Source organism: Flavobacterium sp. (assembly GCF_027482425.1).
Taxonomy (GTDB): Bacteria; Bacteroidota; Bacteroidia; order Flavobacteriales; family Flavobacteriaceae; genus Flavobacterium.
On record NZ_JAIXWA010000043.1, the window covers coordinates 23608 to 38975 of the forward strand.

Here is a 15368-nt window from a genome sequence, read left to right on the forward strand (position 1 = left end):
ATTCCTAAAAAAACGAAATTGCCCCGTACGTTTATACCTACGATACCCTCGAATAACATGAAACAATCGCAGGAGGATAAACCCTGTAATGAGGAGAATGAAATATAACGGGAGTCGCATGGATTTACTTCAGATTAGGGTTCGAGTATTTTGGCTACATCGGGTTTGAAATAGTTGGGTCCTTTCATAACTTTACCATCTTCGCGGTACACGGGTTTTCCATCTGCGCCCAATTTACTCATATTACTGCGTTGAATTTCTTCAAAAACAGCTTCAATTTTATGCTGCAACCCATGTTCAAGTATGGTTCCGCACAAAATGTAAAGCATATCACCCAAAGCATCGGCGATTTCTGTCAAATCATTGTTTTGTACTGCTTCCCAGTACTCTTCATTTTCTTCTTTCATTAAATTAAACCGAAGACGATGGGTCGATTCACCAAGATCGGCTGTAGACGTGTTCCGAATTCCTAAACCAAAGGCTTGATGAAATTCAGCTACTGCTTCTAATTGTCGTTGCATAAGTCATTTTTTACTTCTACAAAGTAAAAAGAATCCCATGGATTACCTACCTTTGTTGAAAACTATTTTTGCTATGTTTACAAATGGACAATTGGGGTTTGCGGTATTTTTTGTTATTGCTTTTGTGATTGCCATGGTCATTGCTTATCGAAAAGACAAAACGTTGCATCAACTTTTTTATAAAGGAAACTATAAAATTTTAATAGCCTTTTTTGCCTTTATTGCCCTTTTATTTGTGATAAAATTTGTGACAAAGCACTAAGGATACCTATTAATTTTCATACCTTTACACACCTAAGCTGCGGTTATGAAAATTTTACGCTACTTATTTTTTATCGCCTTACTTTTCTTATTGGGTACTGCGGTTTTTGTTGCGACTCAAAAACCTTCCTATTCCGTAACCAAAAGTCTTTACATTAAAAACAAGCGCTCCGTAGTATTTGATTATGTCAATGATTTACGGAATTGGGAAACGTTTGCCGCTTGGATTGTGGAACATCAAGGTACGCAATTCAAATATCCTGAAAGTTCTTCCGGAAAAAATGCACATGCGGAATGGGCTGGAAATCGGGCTGGAAATTTAAAAACACTTCAGTATAAAGACGCTGAGTTATTGCGCTATGTTAGCATTGAAAACGGTCAACTTACCTACTATACCTGGCAATTCAAAGATACTTTAGGAGGAACTAAGGTTCAATTAATCGTTCGAGGAACGTTGGACTTTAATTCAAAAATCAAAGCCTTTTTTCAAGGGGGAGTGCAATCGTCCATGGGTAATTTGTATGAAAGAACTTTAGTCGGTTTAGAAAAAAGTATTTTGCGGGAACTGAAGACGTTTCAAATAAAAGTTATGGGATTGGTCAATCAACCCCGAACGTTTTATTTGAAACAGTTTGTGCGGTGTAAAGAGAAAAATCTAACCCGTAGCATTAAAACAGCCTTGCCTAAAATGCAGTGGTTTTTCAAAAAAAATGCACTTCAAGCTGCTGGTAAACCCTTTATTATCTACCATAAATTTGACAAGGAAGCCCGCATTGTAGATTATTCGGTTTGCATTCCCGTTAAAGACACCATTGCCATTGAAGATGGCAGCGACATTGCTTTTGGGGTACTTCCACCGTTTAAAGCGTTACGGGTGCAACTGAAAGGCGATTATTCACATACGCAAAAGGCGTGGAATAAAGGAATTCAATACATCAACACCAAGAAATGGGCGCGTTTAACCCATTTAAATGTGATTGAAATATACCGTAAAAATGGGGAAGACACGCCCCATCCTTCACAATGGATTACCGAAGTTTACCTCCCCGTGCAACCTTCCGCAGTGCGTCAACCTAGGGCAGTCATTCAAGATACCCTTCCCGAAGTAACGTCGCGTGTTCCTCTAGAAAATTCAAATCCCACGCCTTAATAAAGTTGTTTTAAACCTTTTGTTTTCTGAAAGGTCTAAATCAAAAAAAGTAGTTTGGAAGACGAAAAAGCTTTTATTCAAGAACTATTGCATCCGAAAACCCGTGAAGTGGCATTCGGAAAGCTTCTCCAATTCTATCAAAAACCCTTATATTTTCATATTCGAAGTATTGTTTTGGATCATGATGATGCCGATGATGTGTTGCAAAACACCTTTATCAAAGTATATAGCTATTTAAAAGATTTCAAAGGCGAAAGCAAGTTGTATTCATGGATGTACCGCATTGCTACGAATGAGTCGCTTACTTTTTTACAACAAAAAAACAAACGTCAAGGATTTACGCATTCGGAGTGGCAAGAAAATGCCTTGGGAAAGCTAGAGACCGATGTTTATTTTGAAGGCGAAGCTTTTCAATGGCAACTCCAAATGGCGATTGCTCGATTGCCCGAAAAACAACAATTGGTATTCAAAATGAAATATTTTCAGGAATTAAAATACGAGGATATGTCTGAAATACTGGGCACTTCCGTAGGGGCATTAAAAGCCTCTTACCACCATGCGGTAAAAAAAATTGAAGAATTTATTAAAACACATTAAACCAATTAACACGTAACCTATCTAATACACATGAATCCGTTTAAACTAAATAACCCACCCAAGAATCCCAGTGGTTTTACTGTACCCGAAGGTTACTTTGAGTCGTTTTCGGTTAGGCTTCAACACCAACTTAAAGAGGAGACACCTGCAAAGCCTATTTCTTTTTGGAGCAAACATGCCAAAACCTTTTATGGAATGGCCGCTGTGTTGGTGATTGGATTAGGGATCGGAATGGTGTGGCACTGGGAAGTGCAAAAAGAGGAAGAAGCCCATTGGAGCGCCATTGCTTCGTATGTGAGCGAAAATACGGACCTCACAGAAGAACATTATTTGGAACTTATTGAACTACAAAATTTAGAAGTGCCCCTTACTTCTGATACCGAAGCGGAGGTTTTAGAGGAAATGCTACTTGAAAATGAAACTTTAGAATACAGTATAACACAATAACATTGAAATTTATTCAAGCTATGAAAACAATTCAAAATCCTTTTCGAGTTTTAGTACTATCCCTTCTTTTCTTGGGAATAGGGAACGCTTTTGCGCAACCAGGTGGTCGATTGCGGGAACGCATTGAAGAGAAAAAAGAGCAAGTAAAATCACAAAAAGTAGCCTTTATCACCCAAGAGCTTCGCTTAACTCCTGATGAGGCCGCTAAGTTTTGGCCCATATACAATGCTTTTGAGGACAAACAAGCCGAAATCCGTCGTCAAAAATTAAAAGCTTTTATGGACCGAAAAGAGGAAAATCAGTTGGATAAAATGACTGAAAAAGAAGCACAAACGGTATTGGCCCAAATGGAAACCAATGAAGAGGAATTGTTTAAACTTCGCAAGAAATTAATTGCCGATTTACGCGGAGTACTCCCGGCTTTGAAGATTATCAAATTGAGACGGGCAGAAGAAGATTTCAACCGAAAATTGGTAGAAAAATTAAAAGAACGCCGTAGAAATTAAATGCAAAACAGCTCTTCAATGGGCTGTTTTTTTTTAGTTTCGTTGCAGTTGTAACCGTACGATTTTGTTTTTTCCCGCCACAATGACGGTTTGAGCATCCACAAATTGTAAAGTATACAAATGGGGTTCGGGCCATAAACATTTCCATTGTTTCCCTTGGTCATAAGCATAATACAATCCTCCTGCACCTACCGTTAGCCATTCCTTGCCCTTACTCGCTGGAATAAATTGAATTCCCGAAATATAACCGGGTTCTTGAGGCGCATCTATAGGCATCCAATTACTCCCTCCATCGCAGGTGAATATGAGATTCCCAGCGGTTTGCGTTTGTTTGTCATAATTGCCTCCTGCAGCCACACCAATTTTGGCATTATAAAAATCAGCTGAAAAAATTCCTTCCATAGCACTGCCTTGGGCTATGGGCACGGAAATCGACTCCCATGTTTTCCCCTCATCATTGGAACGCCATACGCGGGATTGCATTCCTCCCGTAAAAATCCAAAGCGTTTTCCCCGCACTACAAATAGTAGTATTGCTCGAAGCAAAAGCGGCTTCCCCGGGAGCCAAAACAGGGGCTTTATCCTCGGGAACGCGATACCAATGGGCACCGCCGTCTACCGACTTCAATAATGCCATCGCTTGTTGTGTCGGATCGCCCATTGCCCAACCCGTTCCCTTAGCGGTAAAATGCAGTGCGTCATAAAATACTTTTTCATGCGATTCTTGATAGAGCAAGCGGCTGCTTTCGCCCTCTATCGGACCCGAATACAGAAGCGCAGGATTTCCGATGGAAAGTGCAAACCATTTTCCTTGATATAAGGCCAAAGAGCGAAATTCAGTGGGTTTTACCGTGGGGAGCATTTGTGGCAGATGGTTACGTGTTACCAAATCAATACAACCTATTTTACTTTGACTCCCCGCGTAAAAAACGGTTTGTCCCGAAATGGCAAGAGCTCGAATACTTACAGTGTCAAAAAGCAAGGTATCAACAATGACCCCTGTTATCGGTTGAGCGGACTTAGAGGAAGTCACAGAAGCACAATTCCAAAAAAGTACACAACAAAAAAAGCCAAAAAAAACGCGCATAATCCCCAGTATTTACAACGAAAATAAACATAATTGATTAGATGACAATTCTGGTTTTGCTATTTTGGCACAGTGTTTGGTTTTTATGTAACGAACTTTAAATTCCACAGTTATGAAAACGAAACTACTATACAGCATGTTGTTGGGCTTGAGTCTAACATGGAGTGGGGCACAAAATAGGACTACGGTTAGTGCTACCGATTCAGAGATTAGTGATAATTTAGACCTTCGCGCCGTTGCGTCGATTTTTGGGGAAGCTCGTGATTTGGAAGATTTTGAACGCCGATTAAACAATTCCGAAAATCCCATATCCAATTTGGATTTAAACCTTGATAATCAAGTCGATTACTTACGGGTGGTCGAATCGATTGAAGGGAATCAACATATTATTGTGGTGCAAGCCGTGTTGGGACACGATCAATTCCAAGATGTAGCCACTGTTGAAGTAGAAAAAGATACCCGCAACCGACGGGTACAAGTGCAAGTGGTAGGCGATACTTTTCTATATGGAACCAACTATATTTACGAACCGGTTTATGTAGGAACGCCTGTGATTTACAATTATTTCTGGCAACCCTATTACCAACCCTATTGTTCTGCTTGGTATTGGGGGTATTATCCAAACTATTATTATGCTTGGCATCCTTTCCCCATTTTTCGCTACCGTCATCACATTGGATTGTGTATCAACTTTGGATTCCAATACAATTACGTGAATTTCCGTCGCTGTCATTGGGGCTATTCACATTATTTTGGACGGCGAGGCAACTTTATTGAACGGCATCATCCGCAACGGGGATTTGCCTACCGTAACCAGGGAATTGTCAACCGTTATGAGTTAGATCAAACCCGAACCGTTCGCAATGTCGCCTATCCCGATACCCGTGGTTCATTGGCTGGCACTCGTGATAATCAAACTGCTACTCGTCCCGAAACAGGTTCCGTACGCGGCAATTAGACCAATGCTTCTGAAACTCGTCCCGTACGTCAGGATTTCACAAGTAGTGCTACAACCAATCCAAGACCTACCCGTGCTGATTACAGTGAAGCACCCAGTCCACGTCCGGTTCGCCAAAATTTTAGCAACACCACCGCTACGCCCCGACCTGTTCGTGAAAACCATACTTTGGTTTCTACTACATCGGTTCCAAGACCAACACGTTCGGATTACAGCACCACTTCATCTATACCCCGACCCTCGCGTCAAGACTTTACGACAAGTACGAGTACCGTAAGTCCGCGACCTGTTCGTCAAGATTTCAGTGCTCCTACCCCACGTCCTTCGCGTCAAGACTTTACACCAAGTTCGAGTAGCGTAAGTCCGCGACCTGTTCGTCAAGACTACAGTGCGCCTGCACCTCGTCCTACGCGTCAAGACTACAAACCAAATTCGAGTACCGTAAGTCCGCGCCCCTCCCGTCAAGACTACAGTGCGCCTGCACCTCGTCCTTCGCGTCAAGACTATTCTAGCTCAAGTTCAAGTCGTAGTAGCATGCGATCAGAGAATAGTACTTCTTCGCGTCTTTCAAGAAATTAAATAGAAAATAGAGGTCGATAAAAAAACCTTAAAAAAATCATACCTAGGCATCGAATTATTTCGGTGCTTTTTTATTTTAGAACTTTGAAAAGTAATACATTTGTGAACTTTTTTAATATTTTTTTATGAGTTCGCATTCACATCAAAATCTTCACAGTAGACTTTCGGCTGCGGGATTATTGGTAACCTTGGGGATCATTTATGGCGATATAGGTACTTCTCCTTTGTATGTTATGAAAGCCATCATCGGCAACAGTGTTATTTCGCAAGATTTAATTTTAGGCGGACTTTCCTGTATCTTTTGGACGCTTACCTTACAAACAACACTCAAATATGTAATCATCACTTTAGGAGCTGACAATCATGGGGAAGGAGGAATTTTTGCCCTATATGCCTTGGTAAAACGAACCAAAATTCAGTGGCTTATTGTGCCTGCTATCATTGGAGGGAGTGCATTACTTGCTGATGGAATCATTACGCCTCCTGTATCTGTCTCCTCTGCGGTAGAAGGATTGCGCAATTTTAACCCCGACATTCCCACCATTCCCATCGTTATCAGTATTTTGTTTGTATTGTTTACCATTCAACAATTTGGTTCAAAATTGGTTGGGAAATTCTTTGCCCCGATGATGCTGATATGGTTTACAATGCTGGGTGTTTTGGGTGTGATTCAAATGACTCAAAATTTGGATGTATTTCGGGCTTTAAACCCCTATTATGCATACCATATGTTGACTAGTGATGTTAGCGAACAAGGGTTCTTTATTCTTGGAGCTGTGTTCTTGTGTACCACAGGAGCTGAAGCATTGTACTCCGATATGGGGCATTGTGGACGAAAAAATATTCGGGTAAGTTGGATGTTTGTCAAAGTTACATTGATTTTGAACTATTTCGGACAAGGAGCCTACCTTTTAGACCATCAAGGACTAACCTTAATGGAATTGGGAAGTTCCAATCCGAATCCTTTCTATTTAATTATGGCCAAATGGTTTCAACCCATCGGAATTGTGGTGGCTACCTTGGCAGCAGTAATCGCTTCTCAAGCCTTAATTAGTGGTTCGTTTACCTTGATCAATGAGGCGATGCGACTTAATTTTTGGCCTAAAGTGCGCATCAAATTTCCTTCTGATCAAAAAGGACAATTATATATACCTTCTATCAACTGGCTTTTGTTTTTAGGATGTGTGGGTATCGTGCTTTATTTCAAGGAATCGAGTAATATGGAACATGCGTATGGATTGGCGATCATATTGTGTATGATAATGACCACCATTTTGCTCAATTATTATTTGATTTTAAAAAGAGTAAAGTGGTATTTCATTGCCCCGCTCATCATTGTCTATTTGGCAATTGAGTTCAGTTTCTTGGCGGCCAATATTGTAAAATTCATGGACGGTGGTTTTGTGACGTTGTTCATCGCCATCATTTTAACTAGTATTATGTCTACTTGGTATTTGGCGAAGAAAATTAGTAAGAATTATACCAAGATTGTTAAAATTGACAATTATAAAAAAGTTTTGGCTGAGTTGAGTTTGGACTTATCCATCCCTAAATATGCCACCCATTTGGTATATATGACCAACTCCAATCGGGTCGATGAAATTGAAGAAAAGGTGATGTATTCCATTCTACAAAAAAGACCCAAACGCGCCGACATGTATTGGTTTATTCACGTGAATGTATTGAACGAACCCTATCGCAAAGAATACAAAGTGACGGAAATAATTAAAGACGACCTGTACCGAATTGACTTTTATCTCGGTTTCCGTGAGGCTACCAAAATTAATTTGATGTTTAAAGAAGTAATCAAAGACATGGTCCAAAATGGCGAGGTTGATGTCACCAGTCGCTATGAATCGTTGAATAAAAACAATATTATTGGAGATTTCAAATTTGTTTTGTCCGAAAAATTCTTATCCAACGACAGTGACATTACTTTCTTTGAAAATATAGTCATGAACTCTTATTTTGTGTTGAAAAAGTTCTCCTTATCGGAAGAAAAAGCCTTCGGTTTGGATGCTAGTTCGGTTAAAGTTGAGCAATTCCCTATGGTACTGCATGCACCTGAACGCATTGAAATGCGCCGCTTGGACCATCACGGTTGTGAAACTGAAAAATAATACCAAAGCAGTTCTTCGGAGCTGCTTTTTTTTGGTCACATAATCCTTGTACACCTCCAACCTAATAGAAAAAAAGTTACCTTTACAGGCTTAGATTTTGAATAATGAGATTACACCGTAACTTGGTATTTACAACCATTGATGCCCTTGATGCTATTTTTAATGAAGGAGAATACGCTGACAAAGTCGTAGCCCGTGCTTTAAAAAAAGACAAACGTTGGGGAAGTCACGATCGTAAATTCGTTGCCGAAACCATATACGATATGGTGCGCTGGAAGCGATTGTATGCCGAGATTGCGGAAGTAAAAATGCCCTTTGATCGGGATAAGTTATGGCGCATGTTTGCTGTTTGGGCAGTCCTTCGCGGGTATCCCCTTCCCGATTGGAAATATTTTGAAACCACCCCACAACGTAAAATAAAAGGTCGTTTTGACGAATTATCCAAAGTCCGTAAACTTCGTGAATCGATTCCCGATTGGATGGATGAGTTGGGCGTACAAGAACTCGGTGAAGCTACTTGGACCAAAGAAATAGCCGCTCAAAACCGAATGGCCGATGTGGTTTTACGGGTCAATACCTTGAAAGCTACCCGCGATCAAGTGCGTGCACGATTGATGGATTTGGATATTGTTACCGAACCCATTCCGCATCTTCCGGAAGGGTTAATTCTTCCCGAACGCGCCAACGTTTTTATGACCGATGTTTTTAAAGACGGATGGTTTGAAGTGCAAGATGGATCGTCCCAAAAAGTAGCTGCTTTTTTAGAAGTGGAACCTGGGATGAAAGTCATTGATGCCTGTGCTGGTGCAGGAGGTAAAACCTTACATCTGGCGGCTTTGATGCAAAACAAAGGGCAAATCATTGCCATGGATTTGTATGAAAGCAAACTTAAAGAATTAAAATTACGCGCCCGAAGAAATGGAGCCCATAATATCGATTACCGCGTTATTGATTCGACCAAAGTCATCAAAAAACTTTATGAAAAAGCCGACCGCGTCCTTATCGATGCACCATGCAGTGGTTTGGGTGTATTAAAACGAAATCCCGATGCCAAATGGAAACTCCAACCAGAGTTTATCGATAATATTCGAGCCGTTCAAGCCGAAGTTTTGGAAACCTATTCCAAAATGGTAAAACCAGGAGGAAAATTGGTCTACGCCACTTGTTCGGTGTTACCCTCCGAAAATCAAGAGCAAGTACAACGCTTTTTACAAACCGAAAACGGGAAAGCATTTCAATTCGTTAAAGACGAAAAAATATTGGCCTCAGAATCTGGATTTGACGGATTCTACATGGCCTTACTTCAAAGAAAATAACATACATGAAAAACAAATTTTTATCCTTACTGGCCTCATGTGCCATAGGTATTGTATCCGCTCAAAATGGTGCGCCGGCTTCTCCGTACTACAATGGGTTTAACTGGACGCTAACGGGAAGTGCATTAGAAGATGCCTTAGCCAATAAAATTATTGACACCCATACCGTGGAGCTCTCCTATACGCCTGGCGTTTGGAATGCGATTAAAGCCGTTGATTTGGATCCCACTAATACCAATAATGTTTTGCTCGTTTACGGTTGGGAATCAGGACAAGATTCAGATGCAACCAATGACCGTTCGCGAGACCGAAATTCGAATAGCGGCAACAACGGCGACTGGAATCGGGAACACATTTATGCACAATCGTTGGGGAATCCCGATTTGGGGCAAATGGGACCCGGTGCCGATGCGCACATGCTTCGCGCTTGTGACGTACAACGCAATGCGAGCCGCGGCAATCGTTTGTATGCCAACGGATCGGGGACAGCCTCCTACACCATTGGCACCACGAGTTGGTATCCCGGCGATGAATGGAAAGGTGATGTTGCTCGAATTTTGATGTACATGTATTTGCATTACGGCGCACAATGTTTGCCCTCTATGGTCGCGGTGGGTAATCCTGTTGCCTCCGATACCAATATGATTGATTTGTTGTTGCAATGGAACGCAGAGGATCCCGTTTCGCAATATGAAGACAATCGCAATTCGTATATGAGCAATTTGGTCAATAACTTTGCCCAAGGAAATCGAAATCCGTTTATTGACAATCCGTATTTGGCGACACTCATTTGGGGAGGCCCCGCAGCACAAAACCGCTGGCCTACTATTTTCTTAAATCAAAACAAGTTTGACACCACCGATGTCGGTATTTTCCCAAATCCTTCATCCACCCATTCGGTCTATGTGCAAACAAATACCACCCTCGATCGCATTGCAGTATATACTATAAATGGGCAAGAAATTATGCAATTGGAACAGCCCACTTTTTCCAACAATACCTTGGAAATAAAAGACATTCCAAGTGGTTTCTATTTTTTCAAAATGGAATCTGGTAAAGAATCGATAACGCAAAAAGTAATTATTCAATAAAAAATAAGCCTCTTAGTTTAGGGGCTTTTTTTAGTCTTCTTCTATCGTATGCGACTTTGAATAGGTACGCCATTTGTCAATACATTCGACTAAATCTTGGGGGATTTCTGAATCAAATCGCATAAATTCATTGGTAACAGGATGCATAAATCCTAGCGTTTTGGCATGCAACGCTTGTCGGGGAAGCACTTTGAAGCAATTTTCCACAAACTGTTTGTATTTGGTAAAAGTCGTTCCTTTTAAAATGGCATTTCCGCCATACCGTTCATCATTAAACAACGTATGCCCAATATGTTTCATGTGCACGCGTATTTGGTGCGTACGACCTGTTTCTAGCTGACAAGAGATTAAAGTTACATACCCAAAACGTTCCAAAACACGGTAATGCGTCACCGCATGTTTTCCTATTTCAGGATCTTCAAATACAGCCATTTGCATACGATCACGAACATGACGGGCAATATTTCCTTCAATCGTTCCGGCATCATCCACGACATTTCCCCAAACCAAGGCAACATATTCCCGTTCAGACGTTTTTTCTTCAAACTGTTTGGCCAAATGCGTCATGGCCTGTTCTGTTTTGGCCACCACCAATAATCCAGAGGTATCTTTATCAATACGATGCACCAATCCGGGACGTTCTGAACTGTTCAAAGGCAATCGGTTGCCGTAATGATAGGCCAGAGCATTGACTAAGGTTCCTGTATAATTTCCATGCCCAGGGTGGACCACCAAGCCAGGCGGTTTATTGATTACCACCAAAGCTTCGTCTTCGTATACAATAGCGAGCGGAATCTCTTCTGGGATGATTTTATGTTCAAAAGGCGGGTGCGATAAAACAATCCGGATCACATCGTCGGGTTTGACTTTGTAATTGGATTTTACAGCCGTTTCATTGACGAGAACCTGACCGCTGTCAGCTGCATTCTGCAATTTATTTCGCGAAATATTGGGAATTTGTAACTGCAAATACTTGTCGATTCGCATCAAGCCTTGTCCTTTGGGGACTTCAAACCGAAAATGCTCAAAGAGTGCCTCTTCAGATTCACTCCAGTCTTCATTAAAATCCATTGGAAAGTGTATCTACAGGAGTTTCAGTATCGGGTATGGAATCGTTTTCGGTTTCTTGATACACCAACTTGCCATCGCCCAAAACCAAATCAATTTTGGAGGATTTGAGCACCTTAGTTCCCGCCTTTATCTTTTTACCATCCATCCACATTTCAAGAACCATATCTTTCCCAATGTAGGGTTTGTAGGTAATCGCGCCTTCTTGCAGACCAATCGCTTTTAAAGTAGGAACAGCTTGACGATAGGTTTTTTCAATCAAGTCGGGAACGGCAACCATCGTGTAGGTTGAGGCATTCAATTTGATGTATATGGTTCTACCGCCTTTTACTTTACTTCCCGCAGTGGGTTCTTGTTGCACAATAGTCAGCTTGGGGAAATCAGCAATATAATCAACGGTATCGATAATTTCATAATCAAGATCGAGCTCATCGAGCTTAGCCTCGGCTTCTTCGGGCGTTAATTTACTTAAGTTAGGAACTGTAATTTCTTGTCCGTGATTTGTCACAAAGGTGATCCAATGAAAAAAGAAAAAAGCCAATACCCCAACAACCAATAAGGCTGCTCCCATTTGGGCAAAAAACACTTTACTCGTTAGATACTTTCGCAAACTCATAGGTAACAATTTCGACAAAGATATAATTTTTAGTGGCACTTTTATGCTATTTTTGTGGGAATAGAAATTAAAATAAACCGAATGAACGTTGCAGTAGTCATGGGCGGATATTCTGATGAATCGGTAATATCGCTTCGAAGTGGTCAATTGATTTTAGCACAATTGGATCGCAACAAATACAAGCCTTTTGAAGTCCATATCCTCCCCGAAGGATGGCATGTTTTAGTAGAAGGTGTTTCCTATCCAATGGATAAAAGTGATTTTTCGTGTGTCATCAAAGGCCAAAAAATACAATTTGAGGTAGCGGTAAATACAGTTCACGGAACGCCGGGTGAAGACGGACATTTGCAAGCGTATTGGGAATTGGTCAATGTGCCGTATACAGGTTGCAACTTTTATCAATCGGCATTGACATTCAACAAAAGAGACACTCTTTCTGTACTCTCGAAGTTTGGTATTCCCAAAGCTAAGTCAGTGTATATACGACAAGGCGATGGGATTGATGGAGCCGCTTTAGTTCAAGAATTAGGGCTGCCTTTTTTTGTCAAACCCAACCAATCAGGAAGTTCTTTGGGGGTGTCAATGGTTCAATCGTTGAGCGACTTAGAAAAGGCCTTAGCATTTGCTTTCGCAGAAGATCCCGAGATTTTGATCGAATCCTATTTAAAAGGGACAGAAGTTTCTGTGGGAGTCATGCGTTATAATGGCGAAGTGAAAGTGCTGGGCATTACAGAAATCGTTTCGCAAAATGCCTTTTTTGATTATGAAGCCAAATACCAAGGAAAGTCGGAGGAAATCACCCCCGCACGCTTAGAGGTTGCTACCGAACAATTGGTGCGTGAAACAGCCAAAAAAGTTTATGAAGCCTTAGGCATGACTGGTTTTTCACGAACTGATTTTATCATCATGGAAGGGATTCCACATTTTATTGAAATCAATACCAACCCCGGACTATCTCCGCAAAGCATTTTCCCGCAACAAGCGGCATTTGCACAACTAGCCTTCAGCGATTTATTGGACAATGAAATTCAATTGGCCTTGGAACGAAAACCGATTTGGGAGAAGCTTCCTTAACGGTTGTTTCTATCGTTAATTTTATACCTTTACTTGACCAAGCTTATATCATATGAAACGAGCAATTTTTCCGGGTTCCTTCGATCCTATAACCTTAGGGCATTACGACATTATACAACGTGGGGTTTCGCTATTTGATGAAGTCATTGTGGCCATTGGCGTGAATGCCGAAAAAAAATACATGTTTAGCTTGGAAGAACGCAAACGGTTTATCGAAGAAACCTTTCAGCATGAACCCCGAGTTCGTGTTATCACTTACGAAGGCTTGACCATTGACTTGTGCAAAAAAGAGAATGCGGATTTTATTTTGAGAGGATTGCGAAATCCAGCGGACTTTGAGTTTGAAAAAGCCATTGCCCACACCAACCGAAAACTGTCTAAAATTGAAACCGTTTTCTTATTGACGGCGTCCAAAACATCCTATATTTCTTCGAGTATTGTTCGAGATGTGTTGCGAAATGGTGGCGATTATACCGTACTCGTCCCCGATGCCGTTCGTGTGAAACCCTAAACTTCTATTGAGGTATCTTTATTTCCTCGAAAAGCAATTTGATGTTTTCATAAGAGTTTTGCAAAGCCTCCTGCACTTGTTCAGGATTGAGCCATGCGACCTTTTCAATTCCTTCATTGGCTTGCGGAACAGGAACACCTTCAAAATGGGTTTTCATTTCAAACCAATGGGTAATTTTCAAACGGTATTTTCCACCTCTTTTGAAAATATGATAGGTTTTTTGAAGTTTTCGTGTAACCTTTAACGGATGAACACCCGTCTCCTCCTCGACTTCACGTAAGGCCGTTTCGTCAATAGCCTCATCGTGCTCTACGCCTCCTTTGGGTAAATCCCATTTTCCATTGCGTAAAATAAATAATACGTCTCCATTTTGATTGTAAACCAATCCACCACCGGCTTTCTTGACAGGGATTTTGTCTTTGACTTTTTTTAAGATTTCCTTTTCATCGGGATAGTACAAATAAGCCTTCTTAATCTTATTGTTGAACATTTTTACAATAAGCTGCTCGATATCAACACTTTCCAATAAAAACAATTGGAAATCGGTTTCTTTGGCCACTTCGTTTGTTAAAAAAAGTGGCTTATCGTTCACAAAAACTTTATACATTTGTACTATGATTTTTAGTAACGCAACAGCCGAGAAAACCGCCGAATTGCTCCTACAAATAAACGCAATTAAATTAAATCCATCAAATCCTTTTTTATGGGCTTCTGGGTGGCATTCTCCAATTTACTGTGACAATCGTCTAACCTTGTCATTTCCAGCGATTCGCAATTATATTCGCGATGAATTTGTCAAACATATTGAAGCTACCTATGGCAAGCCCGATGTGATTGCAGGTGTGGCTACAGGCGCCATTGGTATTGGAATTTTGGTGGCTGAAGAAATGGGACTGCCTTTTGTATATGTGCGTCCCGAACCTAAAAAACATGGACGCCAAAACCAAGTGGAAGGTTTTTTACAAAAAGGACAGAATGTGGTTGTGGTTGAGGATTTGATCAGTACTGGAAATAGCAGTTTACTTGCCGTGGAGGCACTTCGAGAAACAGGAGCCAATGTGAAAGGTATGGCAGCTATTTTTTCGTATGGTTTTCCCGTTGCGCAAGCCAACTTTGAAAAAGCAAAGGTTAACTTAAACACGCTCAGTGATTATGAGCATTTACTTCCGTTAGCCGTAACCAAACAATACATAACTGAAAACGAATTAATTACTTTACACGATTGGCGTATGCATCCTGATACTTGGAATGTAGCCGTAAAATAAAACCTATGCAATTAGAAAGTACCAAAGTAACAGTTTTTAAATCAGCTGAATACCTTTTCAACGCGTTAACGGATGTCAAAAATTTTGAAAAACTGATGCCTGATAACATCGCTAAGTTTGAAGTAACCGACGAAAACACCTTTTTGTTTGGTTTAAGTGGTATGCCTGAAATCAAATTGCGCTTGAAGGAACAAACTCCACA

At 40.9% G+C, this 15368-nt stretch carries 18 protein-coding genes and 1 pseudogene; 14 read left to right on the top strand and 5 right to left on the bottom strand.

Features of this window, described 5'->3' with window-relative positions:
- Positions 1-134: 134 nt before the first annotated feature.
- Positions 135-521: a nucleoside triphosphate pyrophosphohydrolase family protein gene (locus tag Q0037_RS06050; RefSeq protein WP_297516688.1), complete on the bottom strand. Its 387-nt coding sequence runs from the start codon at positions 519-521 to the stop codon at positions 135-137.
- Between the two features lie 73 nt (positions 522-594).
- Between Q0037_RS06050 and Q0037_RS06055 the strand changes: the two genes are divergently transcribed.
- From Q0037_RS06055 to Q0037_RS06075, 5 genes are read left to right on the top strand one after another with little or no spacing between them, the layout of a single operon-like run.
- The gene (locus Q0037_RS06055; RefSeq protein WP_297516718.1) at positions 595-783 is read left to right on the top strand and encodes a hypothetical protein; all 189 of its coding nucleotides are present in this window, start codon (positions 595-597) and stop codon (positions 781-783) included.
- A gap of 45 nt (positions 784-828) precedes the next feature.
- The gene (locus Q0037_RS06060; RefSeq protein WP_297516690.1) at positions 829-1932 is read left to right on the top strand and encodes a GyrI-like domain-containing protein; all 1104 of its coding nucleotides are present in this window, start codon (positions 829-831) and stop codon (positions 1930-1932) included.
- A gap of 54 nt (positions 1933-1986) precedes the next feature.
- The gene (locus tag Q0037_RS06065) at positions 1987-2529 is read left to right on the top strand and encodes an RNA polymerase sigma factor (RefSeq protein WP_297516691.1); all 543 of its coding nucleotides are present in this window, start codon (positions 1987-1989) and stop codon (positions 2527-2529) included.
- 30 nt (positions 2530-2559) lie between these two features.
- Entirely contained in the window at positions 2560-2976 is a 417-nt protein-coding gene (locus Q0037_RS06070) for a hypothetical protein (protein ID WP_297516693.1), read from the top strand.
- 20 nt (positions 2977-2996) lie between these two features.
- Complete coding sequence (locus Q0037_RS06075; protein WP_297516694.1) at positions 2997-3482, top strand: sensor of ECF-type sigma factor; 486 nt, start codon at positions 2997-2999, stop codon at positions 3480-3482.
- Between the two features lie 33 nt (positions 3483-3515).
- Here the strand turns inward: Q0037_RS06075 and Q0037_RS06080 are convergent, their stop codons facing one another.
- Positions 3516-4568 carry an oxidoreductase gene (locus Q0037_RS06080; protein WP_297516696.1) on the bottom strand — a complete coding sequence of 351 codons (1053 nt, stop codon included), beginning with the start codon at positions 4566-4568 and terminating at the stop codon, positions 3516-3518.
- A gap of 112 nt (positions 4569-4680) precedes the next feature.
- Between Q0037_RS06080 and Q0037_RS06085 the strand changes: the two genes are divergently transcribed.
- The 5 genes from Q0037_RS06085 to Q0037_RS06105 all read left to right on the top strand — a co-directional run bounded on the left by Q0037_RS06085 (position 4681) and on the right by Q0037_RS06105 (position 10632).
- Positions 4681-5526, top strand: coding sequence for a hypothetical protein (locus tag Q0037_RS06085; RefSeq protein ID WP_297516698.1), 846 nt, complete (start codon positions 4681-4683; stop codon positions 5524-5526).
- Between the two features lie 168 nt (positions 5527-5694).
- Positions 5695-6105: a hypothetical protein gene (locus tag Q0037_RS06090; RefSeq protein WP_297516699.1), complete on the top strand. Its 411-nt coding sequence runs from the start codon at positions 5695-5697 to the stop codon at positions 6103-6105.
- A 125-nt stretch (positions 6106-6230) separates the two neighbouring features.
- Positions 6231-8225 carry a KUP/HAK/KT family potassium transporter gene (locus tag Q0037_RS06095; protein ID WP_297516701.1) on the top strand — a complete coding sequence of 665 codons (1995 nt, stop codon included), beginning with the start codon at positions 6231-6233 and terminating at the stop codon, positions 8223-8225.
- Between the two features lie 104 nt (positions 8226-8329).
- Positions 8330-9541, top strand: a complete 1212-nt coding sequence (locus Q0037_RS06100; protein WP_297516703.1) for a methyltransferase domain-containing protein — start codon at positions 8330-8332, stop codon at positions 9539-9541.
- A 5-nt stretch (positions 9542-9546) separates the two neighbouring features.
- Entirely contained in the window at positions 9547-10632 is a 1086-nt protein-coding gene (locus tag Q0037_RS06105; RefSeq protein WP_297516705.1) for an endonuclease, read from the top strand.
- A gap of 30 nt (positions 10633-10662) precedes the next feature.
- On the opposite strand, the gene Q0037_RS06110 is transcribed toward Q0037_RS06105, so the two are convergent.
- Together Q0037_RS06110 and Q0037_RS06115 are read right to left on the bottom strand one after the other, a co-directional pair.
- Entirely contained in the window at positions 10663-11703 is a 1041-nt protein-coding gene (locus Q0037_RS06110) for an RluA family pseudouridine synthase (RefSeq protein ID WP_297516707.1), read from the bottom strand.
- Complete coding sequence (locus Q0037_RS06115; RefSeq protein ID WP_297516709.1) at positions 11693-12316, bottom strand: PASTA domain-containing protein; 624 nt, start codon at positions 12314-12316, stop codon at positions 11693-11695. Before Q0037_RS06115 ends, Q0037_RS06110 begins: the two co-directional genes overlap by 11 nt.
- A gap of 81 nt (positions 12317-12397) precedes the next feature.
- Here Q0037_RS06115 and Q0037_RS06120 point away from each other — a divergent pair, with 81 nt between their 5' ends.
- Both Q0037_RS06120 and coaD read left to right on the top strand, forming a co-directional pair.
- Positions 12398-13390 (top strand): D-alanine--D-alanine ligase, encoded by a 993-nt coding sequence (locus Q0037_RS06120; RefSeq protein WP_297516711.1) that lies wholly within the window; start codon positions 12398-12400, stop codon positions 13388-13390.
- A 52-nt stretch (positions 13391-13442) separates the two neighbouring features.
- Positions 13443-13901: a pantetheine-phosphate adenylyltransferase gene (gene coaD, locus Q0037_RS06125; RefSeq protein ID WP_297516713.1), complete on the top strand. Its 459-nt coding sequence runs from the start codon at positions 13443-13445 to the stop codon at positions 13899-13901.
- 4 nt (positions 13902-13905) lie between these two features.
- Here the strand turns inward: coaD and Q0037_RS06130 are convergent, their stop codons facing one another.
- Positions 13906-14508, bottom strand: a complete 603-nt coding sequence (locus tag Q0037_RS06130) for an NUDIX domain-containing protein (RefSeq protein WP_297516715.1) — start codon at positions 14506-14508, stop codon at positions 13906-13908.
- 7 nt (positions 14509-14515) lie between these two features.
- Here Q0037_RS06130 and pyrE point away from each other — a divergent pair, with 7 nt between their 5' ends.
- Both pyrE and Q0037_RS06140 read left to right on the top strand, forming a co-directional pair.
- Positions 14516-15166, top strand: a complete 651-nt coding sequence (gene pyrE, locus Q0037_RS06135) for an orotate phosphoribosyltransferase (RefSeq protein ID WP_297516716.1) — start codon at positions 14516-14518, stop codon at positions 15164-15166.
- 5 nt (positions 15167-15171) lie between these two features.
- A pseudogene (locus Q0037_RS06140) lies at positions 15172-15368 on the top strand (SRPBCC family protein); the annotation flags it as partial.

Excerpts from the sequence above, each read along its gene's own strand:
- Q0037_RS06050 (WP_297516688.1), bottom strand. The coding sequence starts at position 521 with ATGCAACGACAATTAGAAGCAGTAGCTGAATTTCATCAAGCCTTTGGT.
- Q0037_RS06055 (WP_297516718.1), top strand. The coding sequence starts at position 595 with ATGTTTACAAATGGACAATTGGGGTTTGCGGTATTTTTTGTTATTGCT.
- Q0037_RS06060 (WP_297516690.1), top strand. The coding sequence starts at position 829 with ATGAAAATTTTACGCTACTTATTTTTTATCGCCTTACTTTTCTTATTG.
- Q0037_RS06070 (WP_297516693.1), top strand. The coding sequence starts at position 2,560 with ATGAATCCGTTTAAACTAAATAACCCACCCAAGAATCCCAGTGGTTTT.
- Q0037_RS06075 (WP_297516694.1), top strand. The coding sequence starts at position 2,997 with ATGAAAACAATTCAAAATCCTTTTCGAGTTTTAGTACTATCCCTTCTT.
- Q0037_RS06080 (WP_297516696.1), bottom strand. The coding sequence starts at position 4,568 with ATGCGCGTTTTTTTTGGCTTTTTTTGTTGTGTACTTTTTTGGAATTGT.
- Q0037_RS06085 (WP_297516698.1), top strand. The coding sequence starts at position 4,681 with ATGAAAACGAAACTACTATACAGCATGTTGTTGGGCTTGAGTCTAACA.
- Q0037_RS06095 (WP_297516701.1), top strand. The coding sequence starts at position 6,231 with ATGAGTTCGCATTCACATCAAAATCTTCACAGTAGACTTTCGGCTGCG.
- Q0037_RS06100 (WP_297516703.1), top strand. The coding sequence starts at position 8,330 with ATGAGATTACACCGTAACTTGGTATTTACAACCATTGATGCCCTTGAT.
- Q0037_RS06105 (WP_297516705.1), top strand. The coding sequence starts at position 9,547 with ATGAAAAACAAATTTTTATCCTTACTGGCCTCATGTGCCATAGGTATT.
- Q0037_RS06110 (WP_297516707.1), bottom strand. The coding sequence starts at position 11,703 with ATGGATTTTAATGAAGACTGGAGTGAATCTGAAGAGGCACTCTTTGAG.
- Q0037_RS06115 (WP_297516709.1), bottom strand. The coding sequence starts at position 12,316 with ATGAGTTTGCGAAAGTATCTAACGAGTAAAGTGTTTTTTGCCCAAATG.
- Q0037_RS06120 (WP_297516711.1), top strand. The coding sequence starts at position 12,398 with ATGAACGTTGCAGTAGTCATGGGCGGATATTCTGATGAATCGGTAATA.
- coaD (WP_297516713.1), top strand. The coding sequence starts at position 13,443 with ATGAAACGAGCAATTTTTCCGGGTTCCTTCGATCCTATAACCTTAGGG.
- Q0037_RS06130 (WP_297516715.1), bottom strand. The coding sequence starts at position 14,508 with ATGTATAAAGTTTTTGTGAACGATAAGCCACTTTTTTTAACAAACGAA.
- pyrE (WP_297516716.1), top strand. The coding sequence starts at position 14,516 with ATGATTTTTAGTAACGCAACAGCCGAGAAAACCGCCGAATTGCTCCTA.